The following is a 19,364-nucleotide window of genomic DNA, read 5'->3' on the forward strand; positions in this document are numbered from 1 at the left end:
CTTCGACAACTATTAGAAGGGGTTCGGTGGCTCGATTGACAGGTGTCGGCGGCAGGGATAGCTGCCGTCAAGCCTACATGGACGTATTCACGGCGTCCTGTCAAGCGAGTTACCGAACCGCCCCAAAGCCTACTACTTGTATAAGTTATTTTGTGCATATTCCTAAGCAGGCCGTTACGAATTAAAGACTCTTCTCCCGACAACCTCGTCAAGCCCATATCTTTTCCTGATTAGCAAGATGCTTCAGCTTGCCGAAACCAAGTGTCCGAGTAGGGGCCAGTCATAGTCGCAAAAACTAAATATGCTGTTACCCAAGCTCCAGCTCTCGCCGTTATACACAAGTATCGGTAAACTTGCTAACAGAGATCATCGTATACCTGGAAACGGTGTTGTTTGATAAATCTGCGGATATTGAACATCAGTGGCTTCGAAATCGCGACGAAGGCATCGCTCCCACAAGGGGGGCCGGATGCTCTGTGGGAGCGATCCCCAGAACGTCCCTCACCTAACGCTAGGTGAGGGAAAGTCGGGAACGTGGGATGACAAAAAATGGTATCGAGGCCTCATTAGCTAAGATTGCAAAACAGTAATTCTTTTCTGGTTCCCACGGTCCTCCATGGGAACCCATACCTTGTCAGCCGAGGCAAGATCGGTATGCATTCCCACGCTGGAGCGGTGGGAACGAGGAAGACTCTTCTCCCGACAACCTCGTCAAGCCCATATCTGTTTAGAAACTCCACTACCGGAGTGCCGTTATTTTTATGTAATTGTCACAAAGTTGTCATAATTTTGTCATAATTCGCATTTCTTCTCGCGAAGTCAGTGCAATACATGAAAATGCCATCTCGTTACAGGCCCTTGTCACGCGCCATTCCGGCCGTGCTGTTCGGGTTATTTTTGTCCGGAGTCGTTCTCGCCGCTGAGCCCAAAGACCCGGAACGCTATATGCAGGAATTGCTGGCCGTTGAAAAGCGACTCGACGCGAAGCTGCTAGTTTTGGATGAAAAGCTAAAACGGCTCGAGCAATTAGAGGCAGCGCAAGCCGCCACGGCTAGTCAATCGAAGCATGCGCTACCGGAAAAAAACGTGCACACTGGGCTTGTCCAAGCCGATGTTGAGGTCACGTCGGATGAGCCGAAACCTAAAACCCAGAGCAACCTGCCCTCCGGCGTCAGTTACGGCAAGAACGGCTTTGAATTCAAGACCGATGACGGCAAATTCGCCTTGTCCATCCAAAACCGGATACAAGCACGCTATGCCAATCCTTTCGACAGCGATCCGCGCTCGATCGACGATCTCGAACGCGACCAAAGCACTTTCATGATCCGCCGTGCGCGGACCAAGCTCAGAGGTCATGCCTATTGGCCGTGGTTGAAATACTATTTGCAATACGACTGGTCACAGCCGGTTTTGCGCGATTTGAACTTGACCGTGGACAAATATCCATGGGCTAAATTATGGTTCGGCCGCGGTAAGGTTTTGTATAACGACGAACGGGTGACTTCCTCCGGCAATCAGCAATTCGTCAACCGGTCGATCGTCAACGACATCTTCACGGTAGACCGGCAACAAGGGGTACAGATCTTCGGCAATCTCTTTCCCGGCACCTGGCACGATATCAGTTATTATGCCGGCGTCTATACCGGACTCGGCGTCGGCGAGCGCAACAATGACGACAACAACATGATGTATTCCGGGCGTTTGCAGTGGAATGCCTTGGGTGGGGAGATGCCGTTTTCCCAATCCGATCTCGAATTTCATGAACATCCGGCTCTCAATTTCGCGTTCGCGGCGGCGACCAATCAAAGTCGATGCACCGCCTTCGAAACCGATAACCGAAGCTGTCGCGCACTGCCCGGCTATAGCGTAGGCGAAGACGGACAATACCGCATCAATCAAATGATGGAAGAAGTTCGTTTTAAATGGCAAGGCTTATCGATTCAACATGAAATGCACTGGAAGGAAGTTATCGATACGTTAAGAGCCCAAGGCGCCGGCGAGAGAGAAACGAATCTCATGGGCGGTTTGATACAAGCCGGCTATTTTCCGCATTACCTACTGGCGATCATCCCGAAAAATCTGGAATTTGCCGGACGTTATGCCTTTGTCGATCCCAATGTCGATGTTAATAACGACCGACAACAAGAATTCAGCGGCGTAATGACCTATTTCTTCAATGGTCATAACAATAAAGTGAATTTTCAAGTCAGTCATTTGATCGTGGAAGACCCGAGGCAGGGAATCAGCCAATCGGATCGGCGGTTTTGGTTGCAATGGGATTTATCGTTTTAACCTACTTCGCGCGGTCATGTTTTCGGCTTTGATAGCAATGCTATGTTGTTCGACGCATACTGCAGTAGCGTAGGTCGGGTTAGCGCTAGCGTAACCCGACATTTTATCTGCCGAATTTATGTTCATATGTCGGGTTACGGCTCCGCCTAACCCGACCTACCCGGCTATATGCAAGAACTGCTGGCTATCGAAAAACGTCTTCCGCCGGACGGGTTTTACATTTCCGGCGTCAGTAAAGCCTCTTTCAGCGCATTTGAGAACGGGTCTTTGCCGAACCAGATATTGAAATAAGCCAGCCCTTGTTCGGGATCGTCTAAGGTTCCGAGCAATTCATTATTCAGAAAAAGTCTCAAACCATTTTCGGCGTCATAAATCAAATCGTAAAAATCGCCTTTATCAATATCCTTATATTGACGGTTGAATCGATCGAAAGCGCTTCGCCAGGCCTGATATCGATCGCCCAAGTTCGCTTTTAGATATTCCTCGGAAGCCTCGCGGAAGGCCTTGGCCGGAATCGAGCGCTCGTAAATGAAGCGTAATTGTTTCGGAGAATCGTTGAAAACATCGATCGGGTTCTTGCAGTTATTTAGATAAAGTTCGGCATAACCGACGTGAATCCAGCGGAAAGCTTTCAATTCACCCTTACTGCAACGAGGTAGTTCGGCCTGCTGATTTTTGATGCTCGGAGGCGATAAATCTTCGGCGTATACATTGCCGAAAGACATTAAGCCTAACAAGATCGCTAGTCGTGTAAACCGTTTTTTATCCATTGTAATACTCCTCCGATAATCGGAACCTGTAGAAAAAAGCCTTGCGTGCTGTCCCAGTAGTCTTGATGCAAGACGATTTTGCCATGATCGTCGAAACGCAAATGGCTAAAGCCTATCGTCGTGACATCCTTGCTTCGACCCAATAGCGTGAACCGAGTTCGCATGTTCCAGCGCACAAACGCATCGTCGCCTTGTTCGAATACCGACATAACTTCAATACTAATCGAATCGAGGTTTTTCTGGGTTTGTTCTAGATAACTCTGTAGGGCTTGCCGGTCATGCAGCGTTACAAGCGTATCGTTAAAATACAGTTGTTCTGCATAGGTATTTTCAATCTTAGTCTTTATCGGCAATACTTCCAAGTTGTCGTATAACTCGACAAAATGCCTGATTTTAGGATGTTTTCCGGCGTTCTGTTCGGCCGGAGCCATCGCTAAATACTCGCGCATCGGATTCGGTTCGACGCTGCTGCAGCCGGTCAGCGCGAGTAATATTCCGAATAATGATGTCATTCTTTTCATCGTCCACTCCGTTATTCAATTTTCTGCAGAGTGTTACCGATCTCTATGCGCTATTGTGTGAACAAATCGCACGCAGGCGTTCACATATTTTTCACACGCTTAGTATTTTAATGCCCACCAAACTCTTAAATGAAAGAGTGAGTTTTATGAGATGACTAAGATGATTATACAAAACGCTTTAACAAAATTTTTCGCCTGGTTCGACAGTAGTAGCGTCGAAACCAGCAATGAAGCCAGCGAGGCAGTAGATTGGTTTCGCGTGATTCCGTTCATACTCATGCATGTCGCGTGCCTATTGGTATTCGTAGTGGGCTGGAGTCCTATCGTGATTGTCGTGGCGCTGTTTTCCTATTTTATTCGGATGTTCGCGATCACGGCATTCTATCATCGCTACTTCTCGCACAAGGCATTTCGAACCAGCCGCGTATGCCAGTTTCTTTTCGGTTTGCTCGGTTCGACCGCGACGCAACGCGGCCCAATCTGGTGGGCCTCGCATCATCGCCGTCATCACCGTTATTCCGACACCGATCGCGACATGCACAGCCCGCGCAAAGGTTTCTGGTGGAGCCACATGGGTTGGTTTATGAGCACCAAGCACTTTGTTACCCGCGAGCAATGGGTGCGCGATCTGATCAAGTTTCCCGAGCTGCGATTCCTGGATCGCTTCGACATCGTGATTCCGGTGCTCTATGCAGTCGCGTTGTGGGGTCTGGGTAAATGGCTGGAAATCGCTTTTCCGGAACTCGGTACGACCGGCTGGCAAATGTTGATTTGGGGTTATTTCGTGTCGACGATCGTGCTGATCCATTGCACGCTGTTCATCAATTCGCTGTCGCATGTCTGGGGCAACCAACGTTACAAAACCGGCGACGATAGCCGCAACAACGGTTTTCTGGCACTGATCACGCTCGGCGAAGGCTGGCACAACAATCATCACCATTATCCGGTCTCGGCTCGGCAAGGCTTTTATTGGTGGGAGGTCGATATTAGTTATTACTTGCTGAAACTGATGTCTTGGTGCGGTTTGATCTGGGACTTGCAACCGGTTCCGGCTTCACGCTTGAATTCGAATCGCTGGGATGAAGGAGACAAAACATGAACATCGCGATCGTAGGCAGCGGGATCTCCGGCATTTATGCGGCCCATTATCTGGCCAAGCAGCATGAAGTTACGCTGTATGAAGCCAATACTTATCTGGGCGGCCATACCGATACGCACAATATCGTCTTGGACGACCGCCAATTTTCGGTCGATACCGGCTTCATAGTATTCAACGAACACAACTACATCCATTTCTGCCGCTTTCTGAATGAATTGGGCGTGTCTTCGCAGCCTTCGGATATGAGCTTTAGCGTGGCCGATGCGAAAACCGGCCTCGAATACAATGCTACGACGGTCGACAAGTTATTCTGTCAACGCCGCAATCTGTTCAGTCCACGATTTTACCGGATGATCGCCGATATTTTCCGCTTTTACCGCGAAGCGTCGGCCTTATTGAAAAGCGGCGACGATGCGCTGACCTTGGGTGAGTACCTACAACAAAACCGTTACAGCGAAGCCTTCATCGACGACCATATTTTGCCGATGGCTTGCGCCTTATGGTCGGGGCCGCCTGAAAGCCTGAAAAATTTTCCGGCACGCTATTTCGTTGCATTCATGAACAATCACCGCATGCTGAAAATCGATGACCGACCGCTATGGCGCACGGTTAAAGGCGGCTCGTCGACCTATGTCGAAGCATTCAAGCAGCGCTTCGGCGGCGAACTGCGGCTAAATAGTCCGGTACGCTCGATCGCACGAGACAATAACGGCGTCACGATCATCGACGAGAGCGGCGAACGGCGTTTCGACCACGTCGTCATTGCTTGTCACGGCGATCAGACGCTTCGGCTCTTGTCCGATCCGAGTCCGGAAGAGACTGAAATACTCGGTGCGTTCTCATTTCAGGACAACGATACGGTACTACATACCGATGCCGGGTTGATGCCGAAACATCCGAAGGCCTGGGCGAGTTGGAATGCGTTGAAACCTGACGGGGCTCAAGCCAATTGCACTGTGACTTATTATATGAATTTGCTGCAAAATCTAGACGCGCCCGAGCCGTTACTGGTGTCGCTGAATTGCACGGACCGCATCGATCCGTCAAAAATTTTGATGCAGCGGCATTATCGACATCCGGTGTACACGCCGGAAAGCCTGGCCGCGCAAAAAAGACATGCCGATATCAATGGCCTTAACCGCACGTTTTATACAGGCGCCTATTGGGGTTGGGGCTTTCATGAAGACGGCGCGGCCAGTGCGCAATTGGCGATCGATAAACTGAACGCGCCGTCATGAACGCGCTGCACAGCCGCATCGGCAAAGGTTGGGTGCGCCACCGGCGCCACTTGCCGAAACCGCATGCTTTCCGTTATCCCTTGTTCATGTCGTGGCTCGATCTCGACGAATTAGATCAGGTCATCGATAAAAGCCGTTTTTGGTCGAAGCAACGCTTTAATCTGGTCGCCTATTATCGCGAAGACTATCTCGGCCCTACGGATTCGGATTTGCGAGACGCGGTAAAAGCCCGAATTGAACAACAAACCGGTGAAATGTTTGAAGGACGCATTTGCTTGCTGACACATCTGAGATACTTAGGCTTTGCATTCAATCCGGTCAGTTTTTATTATTGTTTTCCCAAAAGCGAGGACCAACCTCGTTTCATTCTCGCCGAAATCACCAACACACCCTGGGGCGAACGGTTTTGTTATGTCTTGGATACTCGGCAAAGCACGGCTCAAAACGGTAAATGGACCTTCGAGTTCGACAAAGCTTTCCATGTATCGCCGTTCATGCCGATGGACATCGATTACCGGTGGCGCTTCGCCTTTTCCGGCGATAAGTTGACGATACACATGCAATTGTATCGCCTGGCGCAATGCTGTTTCGATGCTACCCTGCAACTGAACATGCTCGACCCGTCCCCGAAAACGATGCGCTCGGTGCCGTTGCGATTTCCTTTCATCACTTGCGCCATCGTTTTTAGGATTTATTGGCATGCTTTCCGGCTTTGGCTGAAAGGCATTCCGTTTTATTCGCATCCCGATAAACAAACCGAATGACATCAAGGAGATAAGCATGAATGCCACAACCGCCGAAATAAGCAAGAACCCGGCTAGATTCGATTTGCTGCTGCGCAAAGCGCTGCTGAATAAACTCAGTCATTTGCAAGATGCCCAATTAACGGTGACCGACCCGCTCGGCAAAGTCGTGTTGGGTAGTCCCGGTCAGGATGGCCTCAGCGCTGAGATCGAAGTCTTCGATATGAGTTTTTACCGGCAGATATCGTTAGGCGGCTCGATCGGCGCCGCCGAATCCTATATGGACAAATTATGGCAAACCGACGATTTGACTTCGGTGATTCGTATTTTGGTGCGCAATCGAGACCTGCTGGACAGCATGGAAGGCGGGCTGGCAACTTTAACCAATACCCTGTTGAAATTCTGGCATTTCGCGCGCCGAAACTCCAAGCATGGCTCGCGCAAAAATATCGCCGCGCATTACGATTTGGGTAATGATTTATTTTCGTTGTTTTTAGACAAGCACGGGATGTATTCGTCGGCAACTTATCACGACTTGGAGCTAAGCCTCGAAGAAGCATCGACAGCCAAGTTGGAGCGTATTTGCCGAAAATTGGATTTAAAGCCCAACGATAATGTCCTCGAAATCGGCACAGGCTGGGGCGGCTTTGCCACTTATGCCGCCAAGCATTACGGCTGCACTATCACGACCACGACCATCTCGAAAGAACAGTTCGAGGCCGCACGACAACGCATTGACGATGAAGGAGTCGCCGATCGCGTGACAGTGCTGATGGAGGATTACCGGGATTTGACCGGAGTTTACGACAAACTGGTGTCGATCGAAATGATCGAAGCGGTCGGACATCATTATCTCGATACCTACCTCAAGCAGTGCGCGAACTTACTAAAACCGAACGGCCTGGCCTTGATTCAGGCGATTACGATCGAAGATCAGCGCTATAAACAGGCGCTGAAGAGTGTCGACTTTATCAAACGCTATATTTTTCCGGGCAGTTTCATTCCGTGCGTCAACGCGATTATCGCTAGCGCGTCGCGGAGCACCGATTTACGCTTGATCAATTTAGAAGATCAAGGCGAAAGTTATGCACTAACACTAAAAGCCTGGCGCGAACGTTTCATGGCTTCGCTTGATAAGGTTCGGGAACAAGGCTACGACGAACAATTCATCAGGATGTGGGAGTTTTATTTGTGTTATTGCGAAGGCGGCTTTTGGGAAAAATCGATTTCCAATGTGCAATTGCTGCTGGCCAAACCCGGCAATCGCCGCGAACAATGGCTGCCTCGTTATGAATCGCAATAACCTCATTAACATGGCTTGGATGCAAGGCTTGTGGTTTGCCGCGGTCTTATCGGCGGCGTCAAACCAGTATTGGCCGGCACCGGTTATTTTAGTGCTGTACGGGTTGTGGCATACCCGCCCTGCAATTCATGTCGCCGGCGATTTTCGTTTGGTGCCGGCTGCGTTGTTACTCGGCATGATTTTGGATAGCGCCTGGATTCGGCTCGGTTGGCTTCAATATGCTTCCCCTTGGCCGGATGCCGAATACGCGCCTTTATGGATTTTGCTGTTGTGGTTCGGCTTGGCGCTAACCTTGAATCATTCTTTGGCTTGGCTGCAGTCGCGTCTTTGGTTGGCCGGACTGCTCGGCGGTGTTACGTGTCCGTTTTCTTATTGGGCGGCGGCGAGACTCGGTGCGCTCACTATCACTGAGAACTCCGGAGTTTGGATCTTCGGCCTGGCTTTGAGTTGGGCGGCGGCGCTACCGCTTTTGTTATGGATGGCGCGTGTAATCAGACAAAAAAATCATCCACTGGAGGCGAAACATGTTTAGTTTAATCGTAATCGCGTTACTAAGTACCGTCGCGATGTTAATGGCCTGGGTGTGGCAGCAAAACCATAAGAACGCAGGCATCGTCGATGTGATTTGGTCATTCGGGATGATGTTGGCGGGGCCATGGTATGCTTTGACGGGAACCGCGCCTCTGTATTTACAGCTCAGCCTGGCTTTTCTGACGTTCGCCTGGTTTTTACGATTGGGAAGTCATTTGTCCGCACGGGTATTCGGAGAGCCGGAAGACGGCCGTTACCAAGCGATGCGGGCAGCGATGCAGGATAAGGCCGATAGCGGGTTTTTGCAGTTTTTTTTATTGCAAGCCGGTTTTATCTGGGTGTTGTCCCTCCCATTTTGGGCGGTCGCGCATACTCGCGCCCCTAATTCGCTCATGGTTTTTTTCGCATTAGTGGTTGCCTGTTTGGCCTTATGGGGCGAAACCACGGCAGACCGGCAGTTGGCCGAATTTCGGAAAAATCCCGATAATCGCGGACTGACTTGCCGAACCGGTTGGTGGCGTTATTCCCGGCATCCGAATTATTTTTTCGAATGGCTGCACTGGTTCGCTTACCCGTTAATGGGATGGGGCGGCGAATATCAATACTGGCTATGGCTTGCGCCGGCCGTGATGTTTTGCTTTTTGTATTTTTTGACCGGTATTCCCTATACCGAACAACAAGCCTTGCGTTCTCGCGGCGATGATTACCGCCGCTATCAACACACCACCAGCAAATTTTTGCCATGGTATCCGAAATCGACGTCTCCTTTGCAAAATCGATTTTCTATGTTGAATGCGATCGAGCTTGCCGAGCGAGGATTGATTCCCGATCCATTGATGCGAATCGGTATCCGAAATTTGTTGAGGCAACGTCTTAAAGACGAATGCGCGAATGATGTCGAAAAGCAAAGCTTGCGTTACCTATCGTTGCTACAGATGCTGAGAGAAAGCCCTATCGCGATAGAAACCGATGCGGCCAATCGCCAACATTACGAAGTTCCGGCAGCTTTTTATCGGCATGCACTCGGCAAGCATCTGAAATATTCGTCGTGTTACTGGGACGAAACGACTCAAACACTCGATGAAGCCGAAGCGCGTATGCTAAAGCTGACTTGCGAACGGGCGGAATTGGCGGCCGGCCAGCAAATACTTGAGTTGGGTTGCGGCTGGGGTTCGTTGACTTTATGGATGGCCGAGCATTATCCCGGTAGTACAGTCACGGCGGTATCGAACTCGAACAGTCAACGCGAATATATCCTCGAACAAGCGGAGCTAAGGGGCTTGCGTAATCTCGATGTAATCACCTGCGACGTGAATCGCTTGTCATTGACTGAGCGGTACGATCGCGTCGTTTCGGTGGAAATGTTCGAACATATGCGCAATTACGAGCATTTAATGAGCAATATCGCCGGCTGGTTGAAACCCGGCGGCAAGCTGTTCGTGCATATTTTTTGTCATCGTTATTTGGCCTATCCGTTCGAAACCGAGGGCGACGACAATTGGATGGGACGTTATTTTTTTACCGGCGGATTGATGCCGGCCCGGGACACGCTACTGCATTTTCAAGACCGGCTTAGGATAGAATGCCAATGGGACGTTTCAGGCCAACATTATCAAAAAACTTCCGAAGCCTGGCTGAGCAATATGGACCGGTACCCGCGCGAAATCGATCGGATTTTTGCGGAAACCTACGGGCCTGAACAAGCGGCCGTTTGGCGGCAACGTTGGCGGTTGTTTTTCATGGCCTGCGCCGAATTGTTCGGTTATCGGGGCGGGAACGAATGGTTGGTCACGCACTATCGTTTTATTAGGCCGAGTGAATGATGAGCAAGCAAGGTCTGCAATATAAACTGATTAAGGCTTTTTTACTGCAGATTCTGTTGATCAGTGTTGCGACGCTGATGGGTGTATTTGCCGCCGCTAAAATCGTCGAAGATGTTCTGGTTCGCGAAGCCTTGCAAGGCGAAGCCGATCATTTTTGGGAACGCTACCGGCAAAACCGAAATTTTCCCGCGCCCGATACACTGAACATGAGCGGTTATCTGGCTTCCAACGGCGATTTTTCTAAGGTTCCAGGAGCATTACGAGCGCTGCAGCCCGGCTTTGGTCGTGCTTTAATAGAGGGTAGGCAGCCGATCGTGTATATCGAGGATAATGACGATTCGCGGCTGTATTTAGTCTTCGATGAACAGCAAGTCGCAGCCTTGTCGTTTTATTTCGGCGTCGTGCCGCTGAGCTTAGTGTTGGTTCTGATTTACGTGTTCGCCTGGATGTCCTATCGCCAATCGAGGGACGCGATCTCACCGGTGATCTCACTCGCGCATATCGTCGAAAGTTTCGATTTCAAAAAACAAGGACTCGCGGAATTGGATTTAAGCGAGTTACGACAAACCACCGACAGCGATGTCGCCAAGCTGATCGATGCTTTAGACCACTTTACCGAGCGCTTGGAATTGTTCATAGAACGCGAACGAAATTTTACCCGCGACGCCAGCCACGAACTCAGAACGCCGCTGGCCGTCATCAAAAGCTCGTTAGCCTTGTTGCATAAGCGCTCGGATTACCAACCGAACGAACAACGATCGTTGCAAACGATAGAAAGCACATTGCGCGACATGGAAGGCCTGATCGATACGTTACTATTACTGGCCCGCGAGGAATCCTCTCCGCTGCCCGAAGACGACGTGTTGATCAATGATTTGCTCAGTAATCTGATCGAGCAAGTCGGCCGGGCGGTCACCAACGATAAAATCAGTGTCGAAATCGAACAGAATTGTTTGTTGTCGGTGCCGGCCGCTGAAAAAGTCTTGAGTATCTTACTGACCAATTTATTGCGCAACGCATTTAGCTATACACAAGCAGGCACGGTTTGCATTACGATCGACGAAAATCGCGTCACGATAGCGGACACCGGCATCGGCATGGAGCAAAAACAACTCAAACAGGTGTTCGAACCCTTCTATCGCGTTCAAGAAACCCAAAACGGCCACGGCTTAGGTTTGACGATAGTCAAGCGGCTCTGCAATCGTTTCGGCTGGAAACTCAAAATACGCAGCAAACCCGGCGAAGGCACGGCTATATCGGTGGTTTTTCCGAAAGCGCGCCGGGTCGGGGGAAAAAGAAATTAAACGTGTTTTCTGATTGTAAAGAGTCGCCGGATTAATAGAGGCGAGCGACGATCAAGAGCCCTTGGGGAAAGGTGCAACGCAGTACCCAAGTACAGTCGACCAATGTAACAAGATGCGTTAATGCAGATTTTGCATGGAGCAAAAATCTGCCCTGCTGCCGACATCCTCGCCAAGCAGGGTAGGCTGGAGGATGACCGCCAGCCCCATTGGCGCCAACTTAAGTAACGTTCATGAAGGCCCGGCAATCGCCAGGCAAATGAAAGTGCAAACTGTGGTGGATGCGGTCACTCGCCCGATAGGACGCCGTGAACCCAGCACCTAAATTACGCAAGATAGTTACCATAGCCAAAGGGCTATGGAATGTAGGTGCTGGGTGAATACGTCCATGTAGGCTCGGCGGCGGCTATCTGAACGCCAGGGATGGCGTGAATGCAGATTTTGCAGGAGCAAAAATCTGCCCTGCCGCCGACGCCTGTCGGTCGAGCAACCGCCTCCTCCTCGGAACCGGTGTTGTTTTTCATAAAGCGGCAAATGCACCATAGAATGAGCGCTAAGTTGACGCTTATGACCGCAGCCCCGTTGCCGCAAGAAGGTTGATTCCCTCCGCTCCTGCTTACTACCAAGGCGTATGGACAACTCCTTGGGCGGCACTTTAACCCGCTAGCTAAATTACTGTTACTGCGAACGCCTGCCCCCTATTGCTTCAGACCAGGCCCACTGACCGCGATAGTATCAAGCAGTTTCACCGAATGACGTTCGCTATTCGTGGTCAACAAAGCTAAAATTGAGGTTTTTGACTTGCTGTGCATGTCGCCGGATCGACGCAGAGTCAAGCGATGAACGCTGTGATATTTTTATATTTTGAATTCCATTTAACCCTATGATCAAAATCGATACCGTTTTCGAACACCTATTGACCCATTACCGGGGGCAATTCGCCACTGTTTTTTTGTTGCCGATTTCGGCTGTTTACGGCGCCTATTCCGGATTTCGCAATTGGTTGTCATTTCGCCTCAGCAGCGCTCCGGCAAAACACGATACCCGCGTTGCCGAGGTCATTCGGCAAATTGAATATTGGAAAGCGCAAGGAGCCGAGCAAAAATTGTGTACGGCGAGGTCGGGCTGGAAAACCATGAGCGAGCTGGTGCCCAAGTACAAATTGTCTCATCGTAAGATCGATATCGGGCTGTACGATGTGTTGGAAATCGACACGCGGCGCAGTATTGTCCGGGTAGAGCCGCTCGTTAGCATGGGTCAGCTCTCGCGAACGTTGATCTCGCAAGGCTGGACCCTACCGGTGGTGCCGGAATTGGACAGCCTAACGGTAGGCGGTTTGATCATGGGCTTCGGAGTCGAAACCAGCAGCCATAAATACGGCTTGTTTCAGCATATTTGCGAAGCCTTCGAAATCGTGACGGCGGAAGGCAAGTTGGTCAAATGCAGCGCATCCGAAAATCCCGAGCTGTTTTATCAAGTTCCGTGGAGTCATGGCACGCTGGGTTTTCTGGTGGCTGCCGAGTTGAAAATCATCCCGGTCAAAAAATTTGTCAGGGTTCATTACCAGCCTGTTCAAAGCTTGGCTCATCTAGTACGAGTGTTCGAGCAAGCCTCGCGCGATACCGAAAACAACGATTTCGTCGAGGCTCTGGTCTATGGGCGCGACCAGGCGGTTATCATGACCGGTAAATTCGCCGATTCTGTCGGACAAGACGGCCATTTGAATGCCATCGGAAAGTGGTATAAGCCTTGGTTTTTTAAGCATGTTCAAGGCTATCTACAGAGCAATAAGGAAGGCGTCGAATATCTGCCGGTGCGGGATTATTACCATCGCCACACGCGCAGTTATTTTTGGGCGATGGAGGAAATCATTCCCTTCGGCAATCATCCAATTTTCAGGGCTTTGTTGGGCTGGGCTTTGCCGCCCCGGATCGAGTTGTTGAAGTATACCGAAACGCGAACCACTCAGCGGCTAAGGGAAAAATATCATGTCGTTCAGGATATGCTGGTGCCGATGCGTTTTCTGGAAACGTCCATCGATTATTTCGATAAGCATTTCAATCTATACCCTTTGTGGCTATCGCCGATGGCGATCAAAGACAACGGCGGGCAAGGCGGATTTGTGCAGCCGTATCAGGCTGAAAATGGCGAAATCGACGAGCTCTATGTCGACATCGGCGCTTACGGTACGCCGGCGAAGAGCGATTTCGATAATGCCGAAGCCCTCCCGTTGTTGGAAAAATTCGTGATCGAACATCATGGTTATCAAGCACTCTATGCGAGAACCTTCATGAACCGGGAAGATTTTAGAAGCATGTTCGATCATAGCGGCTACGATCGGGTTCGGGAGCATTTGCCTCACTGCCGACAAGCCTTCGATGAAGTCTACGATAAAGTTTCATCGATAGGCAGGGTTGCCCCGGTCGAAATGAGGAAATTGGAAAATGCGAGTTAAGGATATGCAAACATGGCAGGCCGGACTTACACCCATGCGCGTCAAGCTAAAAACGGCCAACCCACATCAAGCTCTTTCCCAAGCTCCAGCTCTCATCGTTATACACAAATATCGGTAAACTTGCTAAACAGAGGTCATCGTATAACTGGAAACGGTGCTGTTTGATAAATCTGCGGATATTGGATATCAGTGGCTCCGAGATCGCGATCTGGGGATCGCTCCCACAGAGCATTCAGCCCCTTGTGGGAGCGACGCCTTCGTCGTCCCTCACCTAACGCTAGGTGAGGGAAAGCCGGGTACGTTAATCAACAATAAAGGGTATCGAGGTCACATTCGCCAAGCTGGCAAGACGGTATCTACGACTTATGTATAACGGCGAGGGCTCCAGCTTGGGAAAGCGCGTATGCGGGTTGAATAATCCGCCCCGCTGCTGCTAAACGCAAAGGGGATGCGCTTCGCGCGATCAACTGTACCTATAATCGATATTATTGGAGCCTAAGCTTTGTCTTCGCTGTTGATTTTTCCATTCGCGGTGCCTGACCATGATATCGACGACTTTCTGCGGATCGTCGGTGAGGGTGATGAAATTGAGGTCTTCTTCCGAAATCGTACCGTATTCGATCATCGTGGTCCGCACCCAATCCATTAAACCTTGCCAATAATCGCTGCCGAATAACACTAAAGGCAACGGATAAATTTTATGCGTCTGCATCAAGGTCAGCGATTCGAAAAACTCATCGAGCGTACCGAATCCGCCCGGCATGCAGACATAGCCCATCGAATGACGCACAAACATGACTTTTCTGACGAAGAAGTACCGAAAATTCAGCGAGATATCCTGATAAGGATTCGGGTGTTGCTCCATAGGCAATTCGATATTCAAGCCTACCGCAGGCGGTTTTTGGGATTTTGCGCCCTTGTTTGCTGCTTCCATGATTCCGGGACCGCCGCCGCTGATAACCGCGAAATTATGCTGGCCGAGTAATTCGGCAATTTCGACCGTTTTCAAATAATAATGATGATCCGGTTGTATGCGCGCGGAACCAAAAATAGAAATCGCATCGCTCAAACCGGATAACCGGTCGAAACCTTCGGTAAATTCGCTAATGATCCTAAATATACGCCAAGATTGATCGCCTTTGACATCATCGATGATGTTGGCGGTATCGTGTTGCTTGTTTGGGGTTTTCATCGCTTTATTTGGCTACGCTATGATTGAGCACGTAAGAACTGAGCGAGCGCATTTTGCTACCGGTGATATTCGGGAACTTGGGCATCATCAGCGAGCCGCCCTGCACTTTGTGAGTGATATACCTTTCATTAGCATTTTTCTCGTTGAGTGAAAAAACGACTTGCGGGACTGCCGGGTCTTTGGGTTGATGACATTCCGCGCAGGCTTCCTTGAAAATGGTTTCGCCGGTCGCCGAAGACCCCGGCGTATAGTCGCGCGAGCAAGCCGCTAATAAAAAAAAAGCGGAAACGAGCAGGATCTTAATCATGAAACACTCCTTGATAAATAATTTTACCGGATTGCAATGTAGCGCTGACGCGGCCGGTTAATGTTTCGCCCCAATAGGGCGTATTGATGCCTTTGCTATACCAAGTCGAACGGTCGATTTTCCATCGGCGCTCAGGGTCGAATATGCAAATATCGGCGGATTTCCCTGGCGTCATTGTGCCGCATTCTAAACTCAGTATCTTGGCGGGGGTTTGTGTTAACGCGGCAATGCCTTGAGAAAGTGTAATCAATTTTTCATCGACCAGTTTCAGCATTAACGGCAATAACGTTTCAAGCGCCGATATACCGGGTTCGGTTTCCGGAAACGCGCCTAATTTAGCATCGAGGTCGTGCGGTTGGTGATCCGAACACAGCGTGCCGATGGTGCCTTGCATCAGTGCCTTCCTTAGAAAATGTTTATCCTGCTCGCTCCGTAACGGGGGTAAAACATGGTAAGCGCTGTCGAAAGGCTTCATGTCGTTTTCGGTCAGATGCAACTGATGCGCCGCGATATCGGCACTGACAGATAATCCATACTTTTGGGCCTGCTGGATTTTGATCACCGAACGGCGGCAACTGATTTGTCCGAAATGCACGCGGCACCCGGTCAGCTCGGCCAGTTCGAGACATTGCGACAACGCGATCGTTTCGGCGGTTTCGGGTATGCCGGGCAAGCCGTAGCGGGTCGCGAACGCCCCTTCATGCGCGCAGCCTTCATTGCTCAGGCTGTGCTCATTGGGGCGGTAGATCAGCAATAAATCATGACTGGCGGCATATTCCATCGCGCGCCTCAATACGAGTAGATTGCTGATGGGTTTGCCTCCGTTGCCGACCGCTATGCAGCCCGCCTCCCGTAGCGCCAACATCGAACTGAGCTCTTGGCCTTCAAGATTTTGCGTTAGCGCGCCGATCGGCAGGATTTGCCGGTAATTGGAGTTTTCGGCCAATTCTTTGACCAACTCGGTAATTGCCGGCGTATCGATGACCGGCCGTGTATCGGGTTGTAAAATCAAGGTGGTAATGCCGCCGGCCGCGGCCGCCTTGGTTTCGGTTTGAAACGTGGCTTTATGACTTTGGCCCGGTTGACGCAAGCGAGTGCTAATATCGATAAAGCCGGGGCAGACGATTTGACCGGAAGCGTCGATGACGCTGTCGGCCTCAAAGCCGTCGGGGTTCTCGAATAAGGCAAGAATTTTGCCGTCGGCAACATAAACCGGACCGGTTCGATCGACCGAACGGGCCGGATCGATCACGCGCCCTTGTTCAATCAGAATTCTTTTCATCAGGCCGCTCCTTGAGTTTGCATCGCCATCGACATGACCGCCATACGTATTGCGATGCCGTTACTGACTTGCCGTAATATGACCGATTGCGGACCGTCGGCAACGCGCGTATCGATTTCGACGCCGCGATTGATCGGCCCCGGGTGCATCACGATCGCATCGGGCTTGGCGATTTCCAGTTTTTCAGGCGTCAAACCAAAACATTTGAAGTACTCGCTTTCGCTGGGCAACAAGGCCGAGGTCATGCGCTCTTTTTGTAAACGCAGCATGATGATGACATCGATGTCTTTGAGTCCCTCGGTCAAGTTATGACAGACCGTGACGCCGAGCGTTTCGACATAGGCGGGGAGCAAAGTTTTCGGTGCGATAACCCGAACTTCGGCCGCGCCCAAGGTATTGAGTGCCAGAATTTGCGAGCGCGCAACTCTGGAATGCAGGATGTCGCCGATGATCGCGACTCTCAACGCGCTGAAATCCGGCTTGAACTGCCGAATCGTGAACATATCCAGCATTGCCTGAGTCGGATGACTGTGCCGGCCATCGCCGGCATTGATCACGCTGATATGCGGCGCGGTATGTTCGGCGATAAAATGCGCGGCGCCGCTGGTCCCGTGACGTACGACAAACATATCGACAAACATCGCTTCCAGATTGCGAATCGTATCGAGCAGGCTTTCACCTTTCGAGGTGGCCGAAGTCGCGATATTCATACTGATGACATCGGCCGAGAGTCTTTTGGCCGCGAGTTCGAAGGTCGTTCGGGTACGCGTGCTGTTTTCGAAAAACAGATTAACGATGGTTTTACCCCGCAATAAGGGAACCTTTTTCACATGATGCCCCGACATTTCGGCAAACGATTCGGCAGTATCGAGAATTTCGGTCAACAGCGCTTTGTCGAGGCCGTCAATCGTCAAAAAGTGCTTCAATTTACCTTCTGCGTTTAATTGTAAATTGTTGTGACTCATGCCTTAGGCCGCTACGTCAAGAGTTTGAATATCGATACCCAAGGGGTCCGGGCCGGTTAATTTGATACGTTGATTGGCGTCAAGACGAATCGATGTGCCGATACAGTCCGGACGCAACGGAATTTGCCGCCCGTCGCGTTCGATCAATACCGCCAACACGACTTGATTAGGCCGGCCGTAATCGAAGATTTCGTTGAGCGCGGCACGAATCGTACGGCCGGTGTAAAAGACATCGTCGACCAGAATAATATCGCGGCCCTCAATCGTGTTCGGCAAGGCGCTCGGCTTGACATTCGGATGTACGCCGATTTGCGAAAAATCGTCGCGGTAAAACGTGATATCCAATAGCCCTAAAGGCTCTGTCAAACCCAAGCGTTGATGGAGGCGTTCGGCAATCCAGACGCCGCCGGTGCGAATGCCGATCATCACCGGATTTTCAAGCTTTCTGGTAGTGATTATATTGCCGATAGCCGACTCCAGCCGAGTCAATAATTCAGTAATATCGAGTTGTTGATGGGTCATATGTCGGGGTTATTGAGTGTTGAGCCATGTTTGTAATATGAGCTGGGCGGCAAGCCGATCTTGCACTTCCCATAGCTTGCCTGCGCTGACTCGCACGTCGTCGTACAGCATTTGTTTGGCTTCAAAAGTGGTCAGGGTTTCATCCTGCTGAAAAACCGGTAGTTGAAAGCGTCCTTCCAATTGCCGGCAAAATTTGAGCATACGCGGGGTAATCGGATTATCCTGGCCATCGCTCTGCCGGGAAATACCGACGACTAAGCCCGCCGGTTGCCATTCTTGAATAAGCCGACCGATAGCCGTCCAGTCCGGTACTTGATTAACCGAGCGTAAAGTCGATAAGGCATTGGCCGTCCCGGTCGTGGTTTGCCCAACCGCCACGCCGATTTTTTTATTACCGAAATCGAAACCGAGGTAGGTATCGTGATTGCGAGGAACTAGCGGGTCGTGTTTAGCCATGTCCTGCCGGCGCGGTTAATTGATTGATGTCGATGCCGATTTGATGAGCTGCGGCCTGCCAGCGTTGATTGACCGGCGTATTGAAGATGATGTCATTGCCGCTAGGCGTGTTCAGCCAAGCATTATTGACGATTTCTTGCTCCAATTGGCCCTCGCCCCAGCCGGCATAGCCCAAGGCAACTAGATATTGTTCGGGGCCTTTGCCGATCGCGATGGCTTCGAGAATATCGCGCGACGTGGTTAGCGAGATTTCATCCGATATCGAGATCGAGGAGTCCCATCTTCCGCATGGGTTGTGAATCACAAAACCGCGTTCCTGTTGTACCGGCCCGCCGAAAAATACCGGAGCTTCCGCAGCTGCCGGAAAGGTCACGTTGATTTGCATTTGTTTGAAGATGTCGCCCAGCTTCATGTCGATCTGCCGATTGATCACAATACCTAATGCGCCATCGGCGTTATGCTGACATAGGTAGGTCACGGTATGAAAAAAACCCGGATCGGTCAGATTGGGCATCGCTATCAGGAACTGATTATTTAAATAAGTCGTATCGGTCATATCGGTAA

19 protein-coding genes are annotated in these 19,364 nt (G+C 50.7%); 10 read left to right on the top strand and 9 right to left on the bottom strand.

Annotated elements, in window-relative coordinates; translation table 11 throughout:
- Positions 1-831: 831 nt before the first annotated feature.
- Positions 832-2,292, top strand: a complete 1,461-nt coding sequence (locus WJM45_RS19185; protein WP_341326623.1) for a hypothetical protein — start codon at positions 832-834, stop codon at positions 2,290-2,292.
- 215 nt (positions 2,293-2,507) lie between these two features.
- Here WJM45_RS19185 and WJM45_RS19190 read toward each other — a convergent pair whose 3' ends face one another.
- Together WJM45_RS19190 and WJM45_RS19195 are read right to left on the bottom strand one after the other, a co-directional pair.
- On the bottom strand, positions 2,508-3,062 hold the full coding sequence (locus WJM45_RS19190) for a chalcone isomerase family protein (RefSeq protein ID WP_341326624.1): 555 nt from the start codon (positions 3,060-3,062) through the stop codon (positions 2,508-2,510).
- Positions 3,035-3,583 carry a nuclear transport factor 2 family protein gene (locus WJM45_RS19195; RefSeq protein ID WP_341326625.1) on the bottom strand — a complete coding sequence of 183 codons (549 nt, stop codon included), beginning with the start codon at positions 3,581-3,583 and terminating at the stop codon, positions 3,035-3,037. Before WJM45_RS19195 ends, WJM45_RS19190 begins: the two co-directional genes overlap by 28 nt.
- Positions 3,584-3,743: 160 nt before the next feature.
- Between WJM45_RS19195 and WJM45_RS19200 the strand changes: the two genes are divergently transcribed.
- The 9 genes from WJM45_RS19200 (at position 3,744) to WJM45_RS19240 (ending at position 14,076) form a co-directional block, all read left to right on the top strand.
- Entirely contained in the window at positions 3,744-4,682 is a 939-nt protein-coding gene (locus tag WJM45_RS19200) for an acyl-CoA desaturase (protein WP_341326626.1), read from the top strand.
- Positions 4,679-5,920, top strand: coding sequence for an FAD-dependent oxidoreductase (locus WJM45_RS19205; protein ID WP_341326627.1), 1,242 nt, complete (start codon positions 4,679-4,681; stop codon positions 5,918-5,920). The genes WJM45_RS19200 and WJM45_RS19205 overlap by 4 nt, the downstream gene beginning before the upstream one ends.
- Complete coding sequence (locus WJM45_RS19210) at positions 5,917-6,684, top strand: DUF1365 domain-containing protein (protein ID WP_341326628.1); 768 nt, start codon at positions 5,917-5,919, stop codon at positions 6,682-6,684. The genes WJM45_RS19205 and WJM45_RS19210 overlap by 4 nt, the downstream gene beginning before the upstream one ends.
- A 16-nt stretch (positions 6,685-6,700) precedes the next feature.
- Positions 6,701-7,966 carry a cyclopropane-fatty-acyl-phospholipid synthase family protein gene (locus WJM45_RS19215; protein WP_341326629.1) on the top strand — a complete coding sequence of 422 codons (1,266 nt, stop codon included), beginning with the start codon at positions 6,701-6,703 and terminating at the stop codon, positions 7,964-7,966.
- Complete coding sequence (locus WJM45_RS19220; protein ID WP_341326630.1) at positions 7,953-8,498, top strand: DUF2878 domain-containing protein; 546 nt, start codon at positions 7,953-7,955, stop codon at positions 8,496-8,498. The genes WJM45_RS19215 and WJM45_RS19220 overlap by 14 nt, the downstream gene beginning before the upstream one ends.
- Entirely contained in the window at positions 8,491-10,320 is a 1,830-nt protein-coding gene (locus tag WJM45_RS19225) for a DUF1295 domain-containing protein (RefSeq protein ID WP_341326631.1), read from the top strand. Before WJM45_RS19220 ends, WJM45_RS19225 begins: the two co-directional genes overlap by 8 nt.
- A complete protein-coding gene (locus WJM45_RS19230; protein WP_341326632.1) occupies positions 10,317-11,624 on the top strand; it encodes a HAMP domain-containing sensor histidine kinase in 1,308 nt (435 codons plus the stop codon). Before WJM45_RS19225 ends, WJM45_RS19230 begins: the two co-directional genes overlap by 4 nt.
- 429 nt (positions 11,625-12,053) lie before the next feature.
- The gene (locus WJM45_RS19235) at positions 12,054-12,221 is read left to right on the top strand and encodes a hypothetical protein (protein WP_341326633.1); all 168 of its coding nucleotides are present in this window, start codon (positions 12,054-12,056) and stop codon (positions 12,219-12,221) included.
- Positions 12,222-12,504: 283 nt separating this feature from the next.
- Positions 12,505-14,076 carry an FAD-binding protein gene (locus WJM45_RS19240; protein ID WP_341326634.1) on the top strand — a complete coding sequence of 524 codons (1,572 nt, stop codon included), beginning with the start codon at positions 12,505-12,507 and terminating at the stop codon, positions 14,074-14,076.
- Positions 14,077-14,539: 463 nt separating this feature from the next.
- Here WJM45_RS19240 and WJM45_RS19245 read toward each other — a convergent pair whose 3' ends face one another.
- From WJM45_RS19245 to WJM45_RS19275, 7 genes are read right to left on the bottom strand one after another with little or no spacing between them, the layout of a single operon-like run.
- The gene (locus WJM45_RS19245) at positions 14,540-15,268 is read right to left on the bottom strand and encodes a TIGR00730 family Rossman fold protein (RefSeq protein ID WP_341326635.1); all 729 of its coding nucleotides are present in this window, start codon (positions 15,266-15,268) and stop codon (positions 14,540-14,542) included.
- Positions 15,269-15,272: 4 nt separating this feature from the next.
- Positions 15,273-15,575: a cytochrome c gene (locus WJM45_RS19250; RefSeq protein ID WP_341326636.1), complete on the bottom strand. Its 303-nt coding sequence runs from the start codon at positions 15,573-15,575 to the stop codon at positions 15,273-15,275.
- Positions 15,568-16,857, bottom strand: a complete 1,290-nt coding sequence (locus WJM45_RS19255; RefSeq protein ID WP_341326637.1) for a dihydroorotase — start codon at positions 16,855-16,857, stop codon at positions 15,568-15,570. The genes WJM45_RS19250 and WJM45_RS19255 overlap by 8 nt, the downstream gene beginning before the upstream one ends.
- Positions 16,857-17,822, bottom strand: a complete 966-nt coding sequence (locus WJM45_RS19260) for an aspartate carbamoyltransferase catalytic subunit (protein ID WP_341326638.1) — start codon at positions 17,820-17,822, stop codon at positions 16,857-16,859. Before WJM45_RS19260 ends, WJM45_RS19255 begins: the two co-directional genes overlap by 1 nt.
- A 3-nt stretch (positions 17,823-17,825) precedes the next feature.
- The gene (pyrR, locus tag WJM45_RS19265) at positions 17,826-18,344 is read right to left on the bottom strand and encodes a bifunctional pyr operon transcriptional regulator/uracil phosphoribosyltransferase PyrR (RefSeq protein WP_341326639.1); all 519 of its coding nucleotides are present in this window, start codon (positions 18,342-18,344) and stop codon (positions 17,826-17,828) included.
- A gap of 9 nt (positions 18,345-18,353) precedes the next feature.
- The gene (gene ruvX, locus WJM45_RS19270) at positions 18,354-18,800 is read right to left on the bottom strand and encodes a Holliday junction resolvase RuvX (RefSeq protein WP_341326640.1); all 447 of its coding nucleotides are present in this window, start codon (positions 18,798-18,800) and stop codon (positions 18,354-18,356) included.
- Complete coding sequence (locus WJM45_RS19275; protein WP_341328980.1) at positions 18,793-19,356, bottom strand: YqgE/AlgH family protein; 564 nt, start codon at positions 19,354-19,356, stop codon at positions 18,793-18,795. Before WJM45_RS19275 ends, ruvX begins: the two co-directional genes overlap by 8 nt.
- Between the last annotated feature and the right edge of the window lie 8 nt (positions 19,357-19,364).

The organism is Methylotuvimicrobium sp. KM2, assembly GCF_038051925.1.
Lineage (GTDB): Bacteria > Pseudomonadota > Gammaproteobacteria > Methylococcales > Methylomonadaceae > Methylotuvimicrobium.

Excerpts from the sequence above, each read along its gene's own strand:
- WJM45_RS19235 (WP_341326633.1), top strand. The coding sequence starts at position 12,054 with ATGCAGATTTTGCAGGAGCAAAAATCTGCCCTGCCGCCGACGCCTGTC.
- WJM45_RS19200 (WP_341326626.1), top strand. The coding sequence starts at position 3,744 with ATGATTATACAAAACGCTTTAACAAAATTTTTCGCCTGGTTCGACAGT.
- WJM45_RS19230 (WP_341326632.1), top strand. The coding sequence starts at position 10,317 with ATGATGAGCAAGCAAGGTCTGCAATATAAACTGATTAAGGCTTTTTTA.
- WJM45_RS19195 (WP_341326625.1), bottom strand. The coding sequence starts at position 3,583 with ATGAAAAGAATGACATCATTATTCGGAATATTACTCGCGCTGACCGGC.
- WJM45_RS19240 (WP_341326634.1), top strand. The coding sequence starts at position 12,505 with ATGATCAAAATCGATACCGTTTTCGAACACCTATTGACCCATTACCGG.
- WJM45_RS19210 (WP_341326628.1), top strand. The coding sequence starts at position 5,917 with ATGAACGCGCTGCACAGCCGCATCGGCAAAGGTTGGGTGCGCCACCGG.
- WJM45_RS19250 (WP_341326636.1), bottom strand. The coding sequence starts at position 15,575 with ATGATTAAGATCCTGCTCGTTTCCGCTTTTTTTTTATTAGCGGCTTGC.
- WJM45_RS19245 (WP_341326635.1), bottom strand. The coding sequence starts at position 15,268 with ATGAAAACCCCAAACAAGCAACACGATACCGCCAACATCATCGATGAT.
- ruvX (WP_341326640.1), bottom strand. The coding sequence starts at position 18,800 with ATGGCTAAACACGACCCGCTAGTTCCTCGCAATCACGATACCTACCTC.
- WJM45_RS19190 (WP_341326624.1), bottom strand. The coding sequence starts at position 3,062 with ATGGATAAAAAACGGTTTACACGACTAGCGATCTTGTTAGGCTTAATG.
- WJM45_RS19255 (WP_341326637.1), bottom strand. The coding sequence starts at position 16,857 with ATGAAAAGAATTCTGATTGAACAAGGGCGCGTGATCGATCCGGCCCGT.
- WJM45_RS19215 (WP_341326629.1), top strand. The coding sequence starts at position 6,701 with ATGAATGCCACAACCGCCGAAATAAGCAAGAACCCGGCTAGATTCGAT.
- WJM45_RS19260 (WP_341326638.1), bottom strand. The coding sequence starts at position 17,822 with ATGAGTCACAACAATTTACAATTAAACGCAGAAGGTAAATTGAAGCAC.
- pyrR (WP_341326639.1), bottom strand. The coding sequence starts at position 18,344 with ATGACCCATCAACAACTCGATATTACTGAATTATTGACTCGGCTGGAG.
- WJM45_RS19185 (WP_341326623.1), top strand. The coding sequence starts at position 832 with ATGAAAATGCCATCTCGTTACAGGCCCTTGTCACGCGCCATTCCGGCC.
- WJM45_RS19225 (WP_341326631.1), top strand. The coding sequence starts at position 8,491 with ATGTTTAGTTTAATCGTAATCGCGTTACTAAGTACCGTCGCGATGTTA.
- WJM45_RS19220 (WP_341326630.1), top strand. The coding sequence starts at position 7,953 with ATGAATCGCAATAACCTCATTAACATGGCTTGGATGCAAGGCTTGTGG.
- WJM45_RS19275 (WP_341328980.1), bottom strand. The coding sequence starts at position 19,356 with ATGACCGATACGACTTATTTAAATAATCAGTTCCTGATAGCGATGCCC.
- WJM45_RS19205 (WP_341326627.1), top strand. The coding sequence starts at position 4,679 with ATGAACATCGCGATCGTAGGCAGCGGGATCTCCGGCATTTATGCGGCC.